This window comes from Agrobacterium sp. 22-209-1 (assembly GCF_053522485.1).
Window position 1 is genome coordinate 33,914 of the sequence record NZ_JBNWCH010000006.1, and the last position, 17,804, is coordinate 51,717.

Genomic DNA, 17,804 nt, shown 5'->3' on the forward strand with positions numbered 1-17,804 from the left:
TGAACTGCACGCGATGGCTAGCCTGAGAGTCGGCTGGCGCGTGAGACAAACACGCCAGCCGACATTTCCGAGAACCTGACAACGCGTTATGGCTGAGGCCTGTAAGCGAGCGCTACGTCTCCGACCAGAATAGACGTTCCGTCTATCCTCTTGGCGGAACTCGTTCCCGTGATCATGGAACCGTCCGGGAACAATTTTACGCCTTCTCCTCTCGGCATAAGGTCGATGAAAGCGATACCTTCGGCCTCCAATGTACTCAGTTCGCCCTCGTCCGAGGAACCGTTCTGGTTAAAATCCTGCCAGATGCGGAACTCACTCCACCGAGCATCGCGATTATCGAGAATATCGTCCTGGTTTGTGTCGAACGCGAAACGCAGGCCTTCAAGATCGGTGACAGGGCGGCCGGTGTCATCTATGCCCTGAGCTTTGAGTTCGGCTACTCGCTCTTCTTCGGATTTCCACATTGAGAAAGCTATTTCCTCCGGTCTGCTGATTATGCCATCAGGCCCGGTCGCTTCGCTCTTTCCAAGATCAATTGCAAGTATCCCGTCGTTTGGGCCTATCCAGGCTGTATTGTCTAAAATACCATTCCCGTCTGAATCGAAGTGTGCTGTCGAACCATGTCTGACACCTGCGACGGTGTAAATATCTCTGTCCACGCCATCTGAAAGAAGCAGCATCTCCAGCAGCGCATCACCATTAAGATCGAAAGCCACTGGACGTATTCTGCTCCCGCCATAATACCATCGCTCATTACCGGTTATGCCGATCTTTGGATTGTAAGGGACGTTGATTTCAAGACGACCTGGCGGTCTGAAAATTGTGGGGCTGGACGGCAAGTTAGAGAATGTCTGCTGCCTTCTCAAATTCTCGAAAACTCTTTGCTCCGCCTCCCGGTTCAAGCGCTCGCGCTCAGCATCCCGGCGCGCTTGATCGGCTGCGGCCTGTTGGCGACGCTGTTCCGCTTCACGCTGCTGTTGCAAGTTCCATTGGCGCTGCCGCTCGTCCCTCTCCCGTCGGCTTTGTTCTTCTTGCCTCATGCGTTCATTATATCGCTGAAGCTGTAACTCCTGAGCCTTCCGGGCTTCCTCCGAAGCGATCCTGGCACGTTCCGCTTCGGCCTTTGCCGCCGCCTGTCGCTCCGCCTCAACCTTCACAGCCGCCTGTCGCTCCGCCTCAGCCTTCGCAGCTGCCTGTCGCTCTGCCTCAGCCTTTGCAGCTGCCTGCCGCTCTGCCTCAGCCTTTGCAGCCGCCTGCCGCTCCGCCTCAGCCTTCGCAGCCGCCTGTCGCTCTGCCTCAGCCTTCACAGCCGCCTGTCGCTCCGCCTCAGCCTTCGCAGCCGCCTGTCGCTCTGCCTCAGCCTTCACAGCCGCCTGCCGCTCCGCCTCAGCCTTCACAACCGCCTGCCGCTCCGCCTCAGCCTTCGCAGCCGCCTGTCGCTCCGCCTCAGCCTTCGCAGCTGCCTGTCGCTCCGCCTCAGCCTTTGCAGCTGCCTGCCGTTCTGCCTCAGCCTTCGCAGCCGCCTGTCGCTCTGCCTCAGCTTTCACAGCCGCCTGTCGCTCTGCCTCAGCTTTCACAGCCGCCTGTCGCTCTGCCTCAGCCTTCGCAGCTGCCTGTCGCTCTGCCTCAACCTTCACAGCTGCCTGCCGCTCTGCCTCAGCCTTTGCCGCCGCCGCTTTGGCTGCAGCGGTTTGACTGTCAGTATCCGTCTGCGCCCTAGCTATTTTTTCCGTCAAAGCTGAAGTAAAGGCGTCTATGTCGCTGGAGAGATTGTCGTTAGCGTCATTGAGAGCCTGCAAATCTTGAAGAAACGTCGTTATATCTAAATCTGCTTCCGCACTCCCAACATCCCGTTCACCGGGAGCTGCTGCACGTTCACGTCCAGCTTGCGCCATCTCCCTTCTTAATTCAGCAAGGTCTCTACTCCAATCGTCCGTTGCCTTGACGTTATTCGATCTAGTATCGCCCAAGGCTGCGGGTCCGGGCATCTGTTGTGGGACATTGGCCGAACCAACCATCGGAAGCTGAAAGTTTTCCTCCCTCTTCAGCTCCGCTTCCGCGTATTTTAGCTTTTCATCAGCCTCGTTCATCAAGTTGGTTGCTTGCTGAAACGTCTGGTCAGCCAGGCTATATTGTGATTGCAATCGGTCCCGCTCAGCTCTCGCCCCAGCCGTAATCGAACGCAGTCGCTCAAGATTAAACTTATCTTCTACAGTGGCAATTCGGGTTCTGTAGGTGTATTTGCCGTTGGCGTCCCTTACCCGTATAATAAGAGAACTCATTTCGCGTTCACTCACCTGCAGAGCCTGTTGAGTGCGATCGAAATATTCGGTTGCCGCCTGTAAACGTTGTGACGCGGTTCTTTGGTTTGCCTCAGCTTTAGCAAACTGTTGGCGGGCACGTGCCTGATTTGCCAGCCTGATCAAAACCTCCTTCTTTTGGCTGACGATTTGAGAATCCAATGTCAGATTCATAGAAGCAATATAAAACTGCTCCCGTACAACCTCGCCCTGTGGACTGAACGATCTTTCTATACGGTTGCCATCTGGATCATAGGATTTTTCTGTGGTCGATCCATCCGCACTAAATACAACTTCGCCCGTCTTTTTTCCGAGATTATTATGGAAGACAGAAGACACGGGCTTGCCGGTTTCGATTTCATTTATTGATTCGATTTTGCCGCTGCCGCTATTGATAATTGTGGTGGCGTAACGCCCACCCCGAATAGTGGTCACACTGGCACCCGCTTCGTTTTCAGGTTCTATCGCCTGATTTGCGCGAACGTCCCTTATGACGCTTTCTATCAAAGCCTCAGCAGAGGCATCCGGCTGCTGAAGGCGCCGTTCTTTATATTCCGAATTTAACTCGCGAATGAGTTTGTCGGCTATATCCTTGGGCATGCCACTTGCGATCAGACCGCGATAATATTTGCCGGAAGGTTGCAGCAATGGCGTCTCGACACCCGCTTCAGGCGTGCCAGCCTGCAACAGCGAAACGACATCATCAGCAGCCTTCCAAAGCGCATCGACGGCCGCATCACCTAAAATCGCGCCGCTGACTCCGCCGACAAGAGCGCCTACAACGGAAGTTGCAAGTGCGGCGGGTCCACCTGCAGCGCCTAGAGCAGCACCGACCGCCGCACCGCCCGCGGCACCTATCGCTCCCCCTTCCATGCCAAGATAGATTCTGCCTGCAAGGCGGGCCATTATATTCCCAGCGCCGGCTTTATCGCCTTTATCGACTGCATTCGCAGCTTCCGCAGTACTTGTGGTGATGTCGTAGAACAGGCCGGCAACACCGAGAATTTTCAGACCCGTTAAAACCATGGGCATTTGAATGCTTGAGACTGTGGCTTTCCCGCTGAGGATTTCTTTTAAGAGCTGGGCTTCCCAAGTGCCATCGAGCTTCTGTGCGAAAGTCGGTGACACAACCAGACGACCGGATTGCCGCGCTTTCGCTACAGCCAGTCCCAATTCTAATTTGGCTACCTCCGCCGCGCCTTTAGCGCCTTTATAGCCGGTCTGCTCAATTGCTTCGAGAGCCGACTTAAGCTTAGCCTCAGATGCCGTGGCTGCATCCCAACCATTGAATTGCCCTTTATCAAACCTATCAATCTCGACGGGATGCTTACTTGCGTAGGATTTTGGGTCTTTATAGAACCTGTCGTTTATCGCACGCGTCACTTCCGCCAGATTCTCATCAGGAAAGTTAGTAAACAGGTCGCCGTTGATTATCGCTGACCGCATCGTATTGCGCAACGAACTCACTTCTCCAGCAACACGCAAGGCGGCCGATTTGTCACCTTTCATCGCCAATTGGCCATCGGGCGATTTTTCCAACTCCGCTAATTGAAACGCTAACCCATTGGAGTACTCTTTAATAGGCCCGCCTAGATGCGGAGACACGCCCATCTTAATTGCCACTGTACGTTCGCGCGGCAAGTTTATGAGGTTGGCCTGATCGCCCACCTTAAAAAGTCCTAGTTCAATTAGCGCTTCCAACAAAGCGCTCTTGCCCACCGCTTGTTGCTCTATAATATGGTGACTTTGAAACGCAGGAATATCGACCACTAAAATAGCTCCAGCTGAAGTAAATTTTTAATAAAAAATCATTCTAAAGATTTAATGCGTCTAAAAAACAAATACCATTAATGTTTTTTACAGCTTTAAAAGCAACATATAATGCATCGTCACAAATTGGATCTGCCGCAAGTCGTGGCTGAACAAAAACATGAGCGTCGCCAACTACATCTTCGCGGAAATAAATGCTCGCGCCGCCTGCGACGCTGTAAATCTCTTCATCTTCACCAGTCTGATGGTTTCGATAAATTTTAATGCGCATGTCTGAAGCTTCTTTGTCCAATGCATCAATTGATCTGACAACATCACACAAGAAGTGCTTCGGCCCAATCGATCCGTCAGCAAGCGTGTAGTCGCATTCTGCGAAAGCAAACGCCGCTGCGTCGATGGATTCAAAAATGTTCTTCAGTCGCTCGGACACGAACCAGTATCCGCTTAGCGTCCCCTCCAGATCACGTGGGGGTCTCCCCTTCTTCTTGTCGTAGGAAATGTGCGGCCTCTCATTTAATTTTGGGAAGCCGCCGCCGTCAGGACGAAGGATCAGGCGGGGTGGCGTCAACAGTTTCTCTTTGTTGACAAAAACAAGACCATGACCTGGACCTCCACCGGTTATGTCCGGGCCAAATACATAAAATTTTCTCTCGCCGCTGTGGCGGTGGGGTGCTCTCGCGTCGTTCACAATCAACTCCGGAATTATATCGTCTATAATATCTACGTCGCCATACGAGCCTCGGTCCAACAAATTAATCAAGCGCCGTGGGCCGCCCTCGTGTGAAGGACAAACCAACCTCCAGATGACTCGCAGAGAACGCGCCAAGCTTACAAATCATGCTTTTGAGCCAAACACATCAGGCGTCGCCACTCCAGCTCCAAGCTCAAGCGGCCTCCTTTCAGACTCCAATGGCATGTCAAACACCACTTCCTTACAGTCTAACACCCAAATCAACTTGGATACCATTTCAAGCGCTAAGCAATAAATTTGTCAACTACAAAACAGTTTAAATGCAGTTTTAAATATTAACAATATCAAGCCGTACATAATATTTGTTATGAACGAGCTATATTAAAATTTATTAAGAAAACATATAACCATTCACAAAATCACGCTGGAATTTCTAGAGCATGGCGAACACGCGATCATTATGTAACAATCGCGGCGACGAAACACGCAAAAGTCAATATCAGTTCGGCAATGTCTTTTATGGGATCTTTACGGAGATGCGTCGAACGTTCCTCTCCGCTCCTCACATTTTACCATCGAGCGCACCGCCCGCGGCAAACCGCGGGCGGCAAGGCGTTCAGAGCGCCTGGCAGATATGGTCGATGCTGTCCTTCACGGCAGCGCCAGGATCCTTCAACTCGTGCACCTCGGTTGCGAAGGGTTCGAAACTGTAAGGTCCCTTGTAACCGGCCGCCTCCAGCCTCCTGATCTGGGCAATATTTTCCAGCCTGTCGCCGCCATCCACCAGTACACGGTGGGCGTCCAGCATGTCGGCGACGGAGACGCCGGGGTCGATCACGCCGGAAATATGCACGAGGCCGGTACGTTCGGGGAAGAACTCCGTCTCGCCTGCGAGATGGTGGTGGAAGGTGTCGTGCACCAGCCTGTAGACATCGCCGCCGCCTGCCGCATCGATGGCCCTGATGGCTTCGGCCTTGGTGCGCATCGAAGAGATCGGGAAACCGAGCGGCTCGACGAAACCAATCAGGTCACGTTCCTCGAGGATCGGTTTCATGGCCTTCAACGCCGCCACGAGATCGTCGAAGGAAACCACTGTACCGTCGTTAAGCGGGCACATGACCAGCGCTTTCGCGCCGCTTGCCGCCGCATAATCGGCCATGGCGACGGCCCGCGCAGGCAGGTCGCCCGACCAGACGTTGAAGGGATAAAGCGCATTGATCGAGATGATCGTCACGCCGGCCTTTTCGGCCGCCGCCTTCACGGCCGCCGGCTCCACCGTGCCGACGATATCAGGCAGGTCGTTGCGGATTTCGACTTCGGTAAGGCCGAGTTCGCGGGCCGTCGCAAAGAACGCCTCAAGGGAGAGCTTCGGCGCGGTGATGTGGTTGATGGCAAAACGCATGTAGACCTCTTGGCACAGGATTTTGCGACCCTATGGCCGATCCCGCTGCCAGTCCAGCGCCAGCTTGTCCGCGCATATATGTTCTGTGCTCGCGGCAAAACGCGAGCACAGGGAAGATCAAAACGGACCTCAGCTGAAGCGAAAGGTCACACCCGCTCCAGCGCCACGGCGATGCCCTGCCCGACACCGATGCACATGGTGGCGAGCGCAAGACGCTTGCCGGTCAGCGAAAGCTGCAGCGCCGCCGTGCCGGCAATGCGGGCACCCGACATGCCGAGCGGATGGCCGAGCGCGATGGCGCCGCCATTCACATTCACCCGGGCATCATCATCGGCAATGCCGAGCTGGCGCAGCGTGGCGAGGCCCTGGCTGGCGAAGGCCTCGTTCAGCTCGATCACGTCGAGCTGTTCCTGCTTCAGGCCGAGCCGTGCCAGAAGCTTGGCTGAGGCAGGCGCAGGGCCGATGCCCATGACGCGCGGCGGAACGCCGGCGGCGGCACCGCCGAGAATGCGGGCAATCGGCGTCAGCCCGTATTTTTTCACAGCTTCCGCCGATGCGACGATGAGTGCGGCAGCACCGTCATTGACGCCAGACGCATTGCCTGCCGTCACGGTCGCACCATCGCGTTTGTTAACCGGCTTCAGCTTCGCCAGCGCTTCAAGGCTTGTGGCCCGAGGATGCTCATCCTTCGATACCACCAGCGGATCGCCCTTGCGCTGCGGGATGGTGACGGACACGATTTCTCTGTCAAGACGACCATTGGCCTGCGCATCCGCCGCCTTCTGCTGGCTGCGAACGGCGAAGGCGTCCTGATCCTCTCGGGAGACCTGATAGTCAATGGCGACGTTATCGCCAGTCTCCGGCATGGAATCGACGCCATATTGCGCCTTCATCAACGGGTTGATGAAACGCCAGCCAATGGTGGTGTCGTAGATTTCGGCATTGCGCGAAAAGGCGCTCTCCGCCTTGGGCAGCACGAACGGCGCGCGGCTCATGCTTTCCACGCCGCCGGCGATCATCAATTCCGCCTCGCCCGATTTCACGGCGCGGGCGGCTGTGATGAGCGCATCCATGCCCGAGCCGCACAGCCGGTTAATCGTCGTTCCGGTCACCGACACCGGAAGGCCGGCGAGCAGCAGCGACATGCGTGCGACGTTGCGGTTATCCTCTCCCGCCTGGTTGGCGCAGCCGAAGATCACATCTTCGACCGCTTCCCAGTCGACGGACGGGTTGCGCTCGACAAGCGCCTTAAGTGGCACCGCGCCGAGATCGTCGGCCCGCACCGAAGAAAGCGCGCCGCCGAAGCGGCCGATGGGCGTGCGGATATAGTCGCAGATGAATGCATCGGTCATCAGTTCTTCCTCAAAGTTCCGGGGCGACGAGATCGGCGACCTCGCCATCGACCGCCAAAGGCGCGCCGGTCATGGCCTGCAATTCATCGAAGGTCATCGCCGGCAGTTTTTCACGCAGCACGAAACGGCCGTCCACCACATCGATCACCGCATGGCTGGTATAAATGCGGGTGATGCAGCCGACGCCAGTCAGCGGGAAGCTGCATTTTTCAACGAGCTTCGGCTCGCCGTTCTTGGTCACATGTTCGGTGATGACGAAGACCTGCTTGGCGCCATGCACCAGATCCATCGCGCCGCCGACGGCCGGCACGCCCTTGGAGCCGACGCGCCAATTGGCGAGATCACCATTCTGCGCCACCTGATAGGCCCCGAGGATAGCCACATCCAGATGCCCGCCGCGCACCATGGCGAAGCTGTCGGCATGGTGGAAGAATGCCGCGCCCGGCTTCAGCGTCACGGCTTTCTTGCCGGCATTGATGAGGTTCCAGTCCTCTTCGCCTTCCGGCGGCGCCTCGCCGAAATTCAGGATGCCGTTTTCGGTATGGAAAATCGCCTGACGACCGGGCGGCTGGTAACGCGCCACCATTTCGGGAAAGCCAATACCGAGATTGACATAAGCGCCGTCCTCGATGTCCTGCGCCGCGCGCCAGGCGATCTGGGCGTTGGAAAGCTTGATGTCTTCGCGGGTGTCGATGGTCGTGGTCATGCGTAGGCTACTCCGGCGCGAATGAGGACTTCTTCCTGTTGCGGATCGGGGATTTCGACGATGCCGTTCACGAAAATGCCTGGTGTGACGACATGCTCCGGATCGATCTCGCCGGCTTTGACGATCTTCGAGACCTGCGCGATGGTGGTCTTTGCCGCCATGCACATTAGCGGGTTAAAATTGCGGCCCGCCTTATTGTAGGTGAGGTTGCCATAGGTATCGCCAAGCTCCGCCTTAACGATGGCGAAATCCGCCTTCAGCCATCGCTCCTGCACGTATGAGCGACCGTCGAATTCCGCGATGACCTTGCCTTGCGCCAGTTCCGTGCCAAAGCCGGTCGGGGTGTAGAACGCCGGAATGCCAGCGCCGCCAGCGCGAATGCGCTCGGCAAGCGTGCCCTGCGGCACCAGTTCCAGCTCGATTTCGCCAGCCAGATACCGGTCGGTGAAAGCGCGCGGATCGGACGAGCGCGGGAAGGAGCAGATCATCTTTTTGACCATGCCGGCATCGATCATTGCGGCGATGCCGATGCGGCCATTGCCGGCATTGTTGTTGATGACCGTCAGGTTCTTTGGGCCCTTGTCGATCAGCGCGTGGATCAGTTCGATAGGCGCGCCGGAGCCGCCGAAACCGCCGATCATGATCGTCGCACCATCGCCGATGCCGGCAAGCGCCTCTTTAGCGCTCTTAATTGTCTTGTCCATTCTCAAAACCTCCATCCAGCCGAGCGGATGGAACCCGCAAGGCTGCCTGACCGTGAGGTAAATCCGAAACCACCTCGACGGCAAGGATTTTGTGCGTTATATGATTTTTGTTCGTATATCGCACAAACGGAGCTGGGACATGGCCGTCAGCGAAAGAGACATGATGGGTGGTCTTGCCAAGGGATTGCGGGTGATCGAGGCCTTCAGCGCCGAACGGCCGCGCCTGTCGATCTCTGACGCCGCCGAGATCGCCGGGCTGGACCGAGCCACGACGCGGCGTTGTTTGCTGACTCTTTCGGAGCTTGGCTATGCGGCCTATGACGGCAAGTTCTTCACCGTGACGCCGAAAGTTCTGCGGCTCGGCACCGGCTGTTTGGCCACCATGCCGCTTCCGAAGATCGTCCAGCCGCTGCTCGACCGATTGTCGGAGGAGATCGGCCAGAGCACCTCCGTTTCCATCCTGGACGAGACCGAAATCGTTTATGTGGCGCGTGCCGCTCAGCAGCGGGTGATGTCGATCGCGCTGATGCCGGGGTCGCGCCTGCCGGCCTATTGCACCTCCATGGGCCGGGTTCTGCTTTCGGCGCAGATGGCCGAGCGGCAGCGCGCCATTCTCGAGGCCTCCAGGCGGGTGGCACGCACGGAAAAGACGATCACCAGGTTGGACGCACTGCTCGCGGAAATCGAGGTCACCGGCCATCGCGGCTATGCGCTGATCGATCAGGAGGTCGAGATCGGCCTTCGCTCCATCGCCGTTCCGCTGAAAAGCGTGCGCGGCCAGACGGTTGCCGCCCTTAATGTCGGGCTTGCCGCCTCGGTCGCCTCGATGGAGGATCTGGTGGAGCGATATCTACCCGCCCTACTTGCCGTTCAGCGCGAACTGGCAAGAATGCTGGTCTGAAGCGGCACCTGCCGCGCGCCGGAATCCCCCATTTTCCGCTTCTCCGCCAGCCGCCAGGCACGCGGGGTCATGCCGGTCTCGCGCTTGAAGAACCGGTTGAAATAGGCCGGATCGGCAAAACCCAGCCCCTCGGCGATCATCTGCACGCTCGAAACGGTAAAAATCAGTTCCTGCTGGGCGATCTCGATCTGGCGTTTGGCGATCAGCCGCTGCAGGCTGAGGCCGGAAACGGAACGGACGAGGCGATTGAGATGCGTCTCGGAAAGACCGAGCTTTTGCGCATAAAACTCCGCTTTCTGCGGATCGCGAATATGGCGTGCAATCAGTGACAGCAAAAGTTCGAAACGCTGTTCCGCCAGACCTTCGCCGGTTCCCTCAAGCAGAGGCCGCGCCGCCCGCGCCAGAAGCCCCGTCACGATGGCCAACTGACCTTCGATAATGGCATCCCGGCCCGTTTCACGGGTTTCATATTCGACGGAAATCTGTTCGAACCCGCTGCGCAGGCGTTCGCCATCGGCGAAATCCCGCAACGGCAACAGGACAGGCCGGTGGAAATTCCGCAGCAACAGCGCCTGCACCGATGCCGGCAGGGCGCCCGGCAGCACGGTAACGATCACCCCGCCGATATCGCGCGAAAACCGGAAGCCGTGTTCGAAACCCGGTGGCACGACAATGGCGACCGGCGGGCGGATCGCTTCGGTGCGACCATCCAGCAGGGCATCGCCCTCACCGCCCCAAATGTACAAGATTTGTTGAAAGGCCGCGTGGCGGTGCAGGCCGATTTCGAAGCGGTGCAGGCTGCTTCTGGAAAAAAGCGTCTCGCAATGGAAGCGGAAATCAGTGCCTTGCACCGCCTCTTCGCCATACAAACCTTCGCTTGCAGCAAGCCGCATGTTCCTTCGCTCCTCCTCACAATGGTCGGATTGTGCAATTTGCCGATCAGAAAGTCCATTGAGCTTGCAGCATCCCTTGGTCAATTTCTTGATAGGAGACAAGTTCGGGAGGAAACAATGCGCACCCAGGTCGTCATCATCGGCTCCGGCCCCTCGGGGCTTCTGCTTGGCCAGCTTCTGGCCAGAGAAGGCGTCGAGACCGTCATTCTCGACCGGGTCAGCAAGGAGTACATTCTCGGCCGTGTCCGCGCCGGCGTGCTGGAAGAAGGCACGGTGCAACTCATGGAAAAGGTCGGCGCGGATAAGCGCCTGCACCGGGAAGGCCTCCCGCATGACGGTTTTTCGCTGACCTTCGGCGGCCGCGACCACCGCATCGATCTCTTCGACCTGACCGGCGGCAAACGCGTCATGGTTTATGGCCAGACCGAGGTGACCCATGACCTGATGGATAGACGCGAAGCGGCAAATCTTGTGACCATCTACGACGCCGGCAATGTCGAACCGCATGATTTCGATGGCGCAAGCCCCTATGTCACCTATCAGAAGGACGGCGTAACCCACCGTATCGATTGCGATTTCATCGCCGGTTGCGACGGCTTTCACGGGGTGAGCCGCAAATCGGTGCCGCAGGGGGCGATCAAGGAATTCGAGAAGGTCTATCCTTTTGGCTGGCTCGGCATTCTCGCTGACGTGCCGCCGGTCAATCACGAACTCATCTATGCCAACCATCCGCGTGGTTTTGCGCTCTGTTCCATGCGCTCAAACACGCGCAGCCGTTATTACATTCAATGTTCGCTGGAGGACCGGCCGGAAGACTGGAGCGACCAGCGCTTCTTCGACGAAATCCGCCGCCGCCTGCCGGAAAACCATGCGGATGCCATGGTCACCGGCCCGTCCTTTGAAAAATCCATCGCGCCGCTCCGGTCATTCGTCTGTGAACCGATGCGGTTCGGAAGGATGTTTCTGGCCGGAGACGCCGCCCATATCGTGCCGCCGACGGGCGCCAAGGGCCTTAACCTTGCCGCCAGCGATGTTCATTATCTGAGCGAGGCGCTGATCGAATTTTATCGCGAGAAGTCCGAGGCCGGCATCGACGGCTATTCGCAGAAAGCGCTTTCCCGCGTCTGGAAGGCGGTGCGCTTTTCCTGGTGGATGACAACGATGATGCACCGCTTCCCCGATACCGGAGATTTTGGCCAGCGCATACAGGAGGCGGAGCTGGATTACCTGGTGCAATCGCGCGCCGCTTCCACCGCGCTTGCGGAGAATTATGTGGGGCTTCCTTACTGAGAGACAGCCTCCGGCCGACCATCCAGCAACTCGCCCGCCGCCTCGCGGATGGCCTGCATCAGCAACGACAGCGGCAGCGTGGGCTGCGTATCGGCCCTCACCGTCAGCCCCACCGGGCCACTGGTATCGCCGGTCTCGACGGGCAGGATTGCGAGAATACCATCCGCCACATCGGCCGCCACCACGCCTTCCGAGATGATCCAGATCGCATCGCTGGTGCGCAGGAAGGCGCGGCCGAAGGCGTCGGACACGGTTTCGATGCGGATCGGCAGGGCCGGCACGCCGTTGGCGATCAGGAACTGCTCGACGACTGGGCCGATGACTGATTGGCGTGTCGGCATCAACACCGGATATTCATGCAGGTGATCGAACACGGAAAGGCCGGGTAAGAGCAGCGGATGGCCGGCGCGCACCACGAAGCGCACTTTTTCCGAATAGAGATGCTCGAAGGAAAAACCGGCCATTTTCTGCGGCGCGGCGAGACGCCCGACGACGAGATCGAGATCGCCGACACGCAGCTGCTCCAGCAGAACCGCATTTTCTCCCGTTACGATCTTCACCGGGCTGCCGGTCTTTTCCGCCAGAAATCCGGCCATCGCTTTCGGCATGATGCGAACAGACACCGTGGGCAGAGCGCCGACCCGCACCGGCGGACCGGCGCGCGCCGCCTCCTGCGATACCGAATCGACCGCCTGGCGCAACGCCGTCATCGTCGCGCCCGCGTGGCGCAGGAACACCTCGCCATAACGGCTGATGCGGATGCCGCGCCCCTCCCGGTCGAACAGCGAGACGCCGAGAATCTCTTCCAGTTCACGGATCGTCTTCGTTACCGCCGGCTGGCTGACATGCAGGATCTCCGCGGCCCGGATGACGCTTTTTTGCCGCGCCACCTCCACGAAAGTCTGCAGGTGGCGGAACTTGATACGCTGATCGACCATCGCTCATATAATCCAGTGGTTATGATTTTCATCGATAATGTCATTTTACTTAACCGGAACCCGCTTGCAATATCCCCGGCAGGAGGAGCACATCATGCATTTTCTGCGCTGCGGCGAGACGGTGATCCATTATCACGTCAAGGGATTGGACACAGGCAAGCCGGTCGTCGCCTTCATCAATTCGCTCGGCACGGATTTCCGCATCTGGGATGCGGTGATTGAAGCGCTTGGCGATGATTATGCCTATGTGCTGCACGACAAGCGCGGCCATGGGCTTTCCGATGTCGGGCAGCCGCCCTATTCCATCGACGATCACGCCGGCGATCTGATCGCACTCCTCGATCATCTTGGCGTGAAGAGCGCGATCATCTGGGGCCTGTCGGTCGGCGGCCTGATTGCGCAGGGGATTTATGCCCGCCGTCCCGATCTGGTGCGCGCGCTCATACTCAGCAACACCGCACACAGGATCGGCACGGCCGAGATGTGGAACGCCCGCATCGACAAGATCGCCGCAGACGGCCTCGTCTCGCTGGTCGATCCCGTCATGGAGCGTTGGTTTACACCCGCCTTCCGTCAGCCTGACAACGCCGTCTATGCAGGCGCGCGCAATATGCTTTCGCAACAGCCGGAGGCCGGTTACAGCGGCACGTGTGCGGCCATCCGCGATGCGGATTTTACCGAAGAGGCCGGGCGCATCGCCGTGCCGACGCTTTGTGTCGCGGGCGATCAGGATGGCTCTACCCCGCCGGCACTGGTGCAATCGCTGGCCGGTCTCATTCCCGCAAGCCGCTTCGTCACCATTGCCGGCTGCGGCCATATTCCCTGCCTCGAACAGCCGCTCGTTTACGCACAGGCGGCAGGCATTTTTCTCAATACCTTGCCGGAGCATTGACCGATGGCGGACCATATCGACAAGAACGCAAGATTTGAACAGGGCATGAAGACCCGCCGCTCCGTACTCGGCGACGCCCATGTGGACCGGGCGCAGACCATGACGTCCGGTTTCGACCAGCCTTTCCAGCAGCTCATCACCGAAGCCGCCTGGGGAACGGTCTGGTCCGGCAACCACTGGACGAAGCGGGAGCGCTCGATGGTGACCATCGCCCTGCTCGCCGCCCTCGGGCAGGACGAGGAGCTGGCCATGCACGTGCGCGCCACCGCCAATACCGGCGCCACCGAAGCGGATATTCGCGAGGCACTGCTGCATGTGGCGATCTATGCCGGCGTGCCCGCCGCCAACCACGCCTTCAAGATCGCCAAGCTTGCCCTGGCCGGTATGAAGGCCGATAGTTCCGCTGATAATTCTGGCGATGGGGAGGAGACGAAATGAGCAACCAACCGCCCGAAACCGGGCCCTTCTTCGCGCGCAACCGCGATATTCATCCGCTCGCCTATGCGCCCGGCTACAAAACCTCGATCCTGCGCTCGCCGCAGCGCGCCCTGATTTCGCTTGAGGGCACCAAAAGCGAGATCACCGGCCCCGTTTTCGGCCATGGCATGCTCAACCCGCTGGATAACGACCTCATCCTCAACTATGCCCGCCCCGGCGAAATGCCTGTTGGCCCGCGCATTCTGGTCCACGGCCGGGTGCTGGACGAACGCGGCCGCGGCGTGGACGGCGCACTGGTGGAATTCTGGCAGGCCAATGCCGGCGGCCGTTACCGCCACAAAAAGGAAAGTTACCTCGCCGCCATCGATCCGAATTTTGGCGGCGTCGGCCGCACGATCACGGATGAAAACGGCTATTACTGGTTCAAGACCATCCAGCCCGGGGCTTATCCCTGGCCGAACGGCGTCAATGACTGGCGGCCGGCCCATATTCACTTCTCAGTCTTCGGCCACGGCTTTGCCCAGCGGCTGATTACCCAGATGTATTTCGAAGGCGATCCGCTGATCTGGAAATGTCCGATCGTGAAGACCATCCCCGATGAGGACGCGATCAAACGCCTGATCGCACCGCTGGACATGAATGTGACGCTGCCGATGGACATGCTCGCCTACAAGTTCGATATCGTCCTGCGCGGCCGCCGCTCGACCCTTTTCGAAAACCGCATGGAGGGAAACTGACCATGGTTCAGCCGCTCAGCTATCTCAAGGAAACCGCCTCGCAGACGGCAGGCCCTTACGTGCATATCGGCTGCACGCCGAATTTCGTCGGCATCGAGGGCGTGTTCGAGCGGGATCTCGGTTCAGGTCCGCTTTATAACGACAAGGCCCGCGGCGAACGCATCAGCGTGCGCGGCACTGTCTATGACGGTGCGGGAATGGCGCTGAAGGACGCGCTGATCGAAATCTGGCAGGCCGATTGCGACGGTTATTACAACAGCCCCAGCGAAACGCGGGGCAAGGCCGATCCGAATTTCATCGGCTGGGGCCGTTCGCCCGGCGACATGGATACGGGCGAATTCGTCTTCGAGACGATCAAGCCTGGTACCGTGCCCTTCCGCGATGGCCGGCCGATGGCGCCGCACATCACCTTCTGGATCGTCGCCCGCGGCATCAATATAGGCCTGCAGACCCGCATGTATTTCCCGGAAGAACAGGAGGCAAATGCCGCCGACCCGGTTCTTGCCCGCATCGAGCAAAAAAGCCGCATCGCCACGCTTGTCGCCAAAAAGGAAGAAGGCAACGTTTATCGCTTCGATATCCGTCTTCAGGGCGAAGGCGAAACCGTGTTTTTCGATATCTGACGCATATCGCGCTAAGGTGTGCAGCGGTTTTGCGACGACGATATGCGCAAAAGAAAGCGAGACGGAAGATGAGCCTTTCCCCCTTCGAGCATCCGTTTCTGTCAGGCCTCTTCGGCGACAGTGAAATCGTCGAGCTGTTTTCGGCAAGAGCGGATATCGACGCCATGGTCCGTTTCGAGACGGGGCTGGCGCAGGCGGAAGCACAGGCCGGCATTATCCCTGAGGAGGCGGCAGAAGAAATCGTTTCGCGGCTTTCGGACTTTGCCGCCGATATGACCGCGCTTCGCCATGGCGTCGCGAAGGACGGCGTCGTGGTTCCCGAACTCATCCGGCAGATGCGCGCGTCAGTCGGCGGCAAGGCGGCCGACAGGGTGCATTTCGGCGCCACCAGCCAGGATGTCATCGACACCAGCCTGATGCTGCGGCTGAAGGCTGCGGCGGAAATCATCACGGCCCGCCTCGGCCACCTCATCGATGCGCTGGGAGACCTTGCCTCCCGCGACGGCCGCAACCCGCTGACGGGCTATACCCGTATGCAGGCCGCCATCGGCATCACCGTCGCCGCCCGGGCGGCGAGCTGGACTGCGCCGCTTGAACGCCATCTGCTGCGGCTCGAAACATTCGCACAGAGCGGCTTCGTCCTGCAATTCGGCGGGGCTGCCGGAACGCTGGAAAAGCTTGGCGACAATGCCGCAGCGGTGCGTGCCGATCTCGCAAAACGGCTCGGCCTTGCCGACAGGCCGCAATGGCAGAGCCAGCGCGACGGCATCGTCGAATTCGCCAATCTGCTCTCGCTGATCACCGGCGCGCTCGGCAAGTTCGGGCAGGATATCGCGCTGATGGCCGAGCTCGGTGCGGAGATCCGCCTTTCCGGCGGCGGCGGCTCCTCGGCCATGCCGCACAAACAGAACCCGGTCAATGCCGAAACGCTGGTGGCACTGGCCCGCTTCAATGCCGTGCAAATCTCGGCGTTGCACCAGTCGCTTGTCCATGAACAGGAAAGGTCGGGCGCGGGCTGGATGCTGGAATGGATGACACTGCCACAAATGGTGACGGCAACAGGGGCGTCCCTGCTGATCGCCGAACGCCTCGCAGGACAGATAGACAGGCTGGGCGCGAAAGACGGCTAACCGGAAGACCGTCGAGTTCTTGATTAAATCAGCTTTCCCGGCACCTCCCGCCACCTCATTGGCGGCAGGATTTTCGCGCGTTGAAATCGCTTGGACCCTTGCGTATTAGCCATTGATAACAAAAGATTTTCTTAAAAATATCGAATGTAGAAAAAACAGCTTTTTAGCTGCTTTTTGACCGGGTGTAACGCTTGACATAAAAATGAACTAACTGGTACAAACAATCATGTTGAAGTCATGCCGCAGGTGAGGAAAAGAACCTTCTGGACATGGTCAGACGAATGGAGGGCTTTGGCGCCGTAAGGTTCCCAAAGCGATAAGGACACGGCGAAACGCCTGTCCGGACCCGAACGGGTTGGGAGGAAGAATGTCTTACAGTCTCGATTTTTCGGCGGTCATAGACCGCCTGCCCGAGCTGCTTTTAGCCTGTCTGGCGACGATCGGCCTTGCGATTGCCGGCATGTCGCTCGCCACCGTCATCGGCGTTCTGGGCGTCGTCGCCCGCCGCTCGCGCTTCAAGCTGCTGCGCGGCCTCGTCATCGGCTTTGTGGAAGCCATTCGCAACACACCGTTTCTGGTGCAGATATTCTTCATCTTCTTCGCCCTGCCGCAGATTGGTATCAAGCTCAACCCGACGGTGACGGCCATCATCGCGCTGGCTCTCAACGGCGGCGCCTATGCGATAGAAATCATTCGTGGCGGCGTGGATTCCATTCCCAAGGGGCAGGTGGAGGCGGGGCTTGCGCTCGGCCTTCACCGCGCGCAGATCTTCCGGCACATCATCCTGAAGCCGGCGCTGCGGGCGGTCTATCCCTCGCTTACCAGCCAGTTCATCATGTTGACGCTGACCACCTCGGTCTGCACCTCGATCGCCGCTTACGAGCTGACCTCGGTGGCGCAGAAGATCGAGGCCGATACCTTCCGGTCCTTCGAGGTCTATTTCTCGATCACGCTGCTTTATCTCATCATTTCCTCGCTGATGATGGGCATTTTCTCGCTCATCTCCCGCACATCCTTCAGCTATCCGGTCAAGTGAG

The 17,804-nt window shown here is 58.6% G+C and carries 16 protein-coding genes; 8 read left to right on the top strand and 8 right to left on the bottom strand.

The genetic code is table 11. The features are described from left to right. Nucleotides 1-86: 86 nt before the first annotated feature. The 6 genes from ACQZ48_RS14830 to ACQZ48_RS14855 all read right to left on the bottom strand — a co-directional run bounded on the left by ACQZ48_RS14830 (nucleotide 87) and on the right by ACQZ48_RS14855 (nucleotide 8,925). On the bottom strand, nucleotides 87-4,070 hold the full coding sequence (locus tag ACQZ48_RS14830; RefSeq protein WP_448728937.1) for a hypothetical protein: 3,984 nt from the start codon (nucleotides 4,068-4,070) through the stop codon (nucleotides 87-89). Nucleotides 4,071-4,113: 43 nt separating this feature from the next. Next, complete coding sequence (locus ACQZ48_RS14835; RefSeq protein ID WP_448728938.1) at nucleotides 4,114-4,758, bottom strand: DUF1629 domain-containing protein; 645 nt, start codon at nucleotides 4,756-4,758, stop codon at nucleotides 4,114-4,116. Between the two features lie 619 nt (nucleotides 4,759-5,377). After that, entirely contained in the window at nucleotides 5,378-6,163 is a 786-nt protein-coding gene (locus ACQZ48_RS14840; RefSeq protein WP_448728939.1) for a TIM barrel protein, read from the bottom strand. Between the two features lie 146 nt (nucleotides 6,164-6,309). Continuing rightward, nucleotides 6,310-7,515: a 3-oxoadipyl-CoA thiolase gene (gene pcaF, locus ACQZ48_RS14845; RefSeq protein WP_448728940.1), complete on the bottom strand. Its 1,206-nt coding sequence runs from the start codon at nucleotides 7,513-7,515 to the stop codon at nucleotides 6,310-6,312. 10 nt (nucleotides 7,516-7,525) lie between these two features. Next, a complete protein-coding gene (locus ACQZ48_RS14850; protein ID WP_142913091.1) occupies nucleotides 7,526-8,221 on the bottom strand; it encodes a CoA transferase subunit B in 696 nt (231 codons plus the stop codon). Further along, nucleotides 8,218-8,925 (bottom strand): 3-oxoacid CoA-transferase subunit A, encoded by a 708-nt coding sequence (locus ACQZ48_RS14855; RefSeq protein WP_077984019.1) that lies wholly within the window; start codon nucleotides 8,923-8,925, stop codon nucleotides 8,218-8,220. The genes ACQZ48_RS14850 and ACQZ48_RS14855 overlap by 4 nt, the downstream gene beginning before the upstream one ends. A 139-nt stretch (nucleotides 8,926-9,064) precedes the next feature. On the opposite strand from ACQZ48_RS14855, the gene ACQZ48_RS14860 reads away from it, so the two are divergent. After that, on the top strand, nucleotides 9,065-9,826 hold the full coding sequence (locus tag ACQZ48_RS14860) for an IclR family transcriptional regulator (RefSeq protein WP_077984020.1): 762 nt from the start codon (nucleotides 9,065-9,067) through the stop codon (nucleotides 9,824-9,826). On the opposite strand, the gene ACQZ48_RS14865 is transcribed toward ACQZ48_RS14860, so the two are convergent. Beyond that, entirely contained in the window at nucleotides 9,796-10,719 is a 924-nt protein-coding gene (locus tag ACQZ48_RS14865; protein WP_448728941.1) for a helix-turn-helix domain-containing protein, read from the bottom strand. The two genes, ACQZ48_RS14860 and ACQZ48_RS14865, sit on opposite strands and share 31 nt — an antisense overlap. 117 nt (nucleotides 10,720-10,836) lie before the next feature. Between ACQZ48_RS14865 and pobA the strand changes: the two genes are divergently transcribed. Then, nucleotides 10,837-12,009 (top strand): 4-hydroxybenzoate 3-monooxygenase, encoded by a 1,173-nt coding sequence (pobA, locus tag ACQZ48_RS14870; protein ID WP_271359030.1) that lies wholly within the window; start codon nucleotides 10,837-10,839, stop codon nucleotides 12,007-12,009. On the opposite strand, the gene pcaQ is transcribed toward pobA, so the two are convergent. Next, nucleotides 12,003-12,947, bottom strand: a complete 945-nt coding sequence (gene pcaQ / locus ACQZ48_RS14875; protein ID WP_142913097.1) for a pca operon transcription factor PcaQ — start codon at nucleotides 12,945-12,947, stop codon at nucleotides 12,003-12,005. The genes pobA and pcaQ overlap by 7 nt on opposite strands. A 94-nt stretch (nucleotides 12,948-13,041) precedes the next feature. On the opposite strand from pcaQ, the gene pcaD reads away from it, so the two are divergent. The 6 genes from pcaD (at nucleotide 13,042) to ACQZ48_RS14905 (ending at nucleotide 17,803) form a co-directional block, all read left to right on the top strand. Further along, a complete protein-coding gene (gene pcaD / locus ACQZ48_RS14880) occupies nucleotides 13,042-13,839 on the top strand; it encodes a 3-oxoadipate enol-lactonase (RefSeq protein WP_443387814.1) in 798 nt (265 codons plus the stop codon). 3 nt (nucleotides 13,840-13,842) lie between these two features. Then, nucleotides 13,843-14,277 (top strand): 4-carboxymuconolactone decarboxylase, encoded by a 435-nt coding sequence (gene pcaC / locus ACQZ48_RS14885; RefSeq protein WP_077984024.1) that lies wholly within the window; start codon nucleotides 13,843-13,845, stop codon nucleotides 14,275-14,277. After that, a complete protein-coding gene (gene pcaH, locus ACQZ48_RS14890) occupies nucleotides 14,274-15,014 on the top strand; it encodes a protocatechuate 3,4-dioxygenase subunit beta (protein WP_448728942.1) in 741 nt (246 codons plus the stop codon). Before pcaC ends, pcaH begins: the two co-directional genes overlap by 4 nt. A gap of 2 nt (nucleotides 15,015-15,016) precedes the next feature. Then, entirely contained in the window at nucleotides 15,017-15,637 is a 621-nt protein-coding gene (gene pcaG / locus ACQZ48_RS14895; RefSeq protein ID WP_077984026.1) for a protocatechuate 3,4-dioxygenase subunit alpha, read from the top strand. Nucleotides 15,638-15,705: 68 nt separating this feature from the next. After that, nucleotides 15,706-16,767, top strand: coding sequence for a 3-carboxy-cis,cis-muconate cycloisomerase (locus ACQZ48_RS14900; protein WP_142913102.1), 1,062 nt, complete (start codon nucleotides 15,706-15,708; stop codon nucleotides 16,765-16,767). Between the two features lie 367 nt (nucleotides 16,768-17,134). Then, entirely contained in the window at nucleotides 17,135-17,803 is a 669-nt protein-coding gene (locus ACQZ48_RS14905) for an amino acid ABC transporter permease (protein ID WP_077984028.1), read from the top strand. Nucleotide 17,804: the final 1 nt, after the last annotated feature.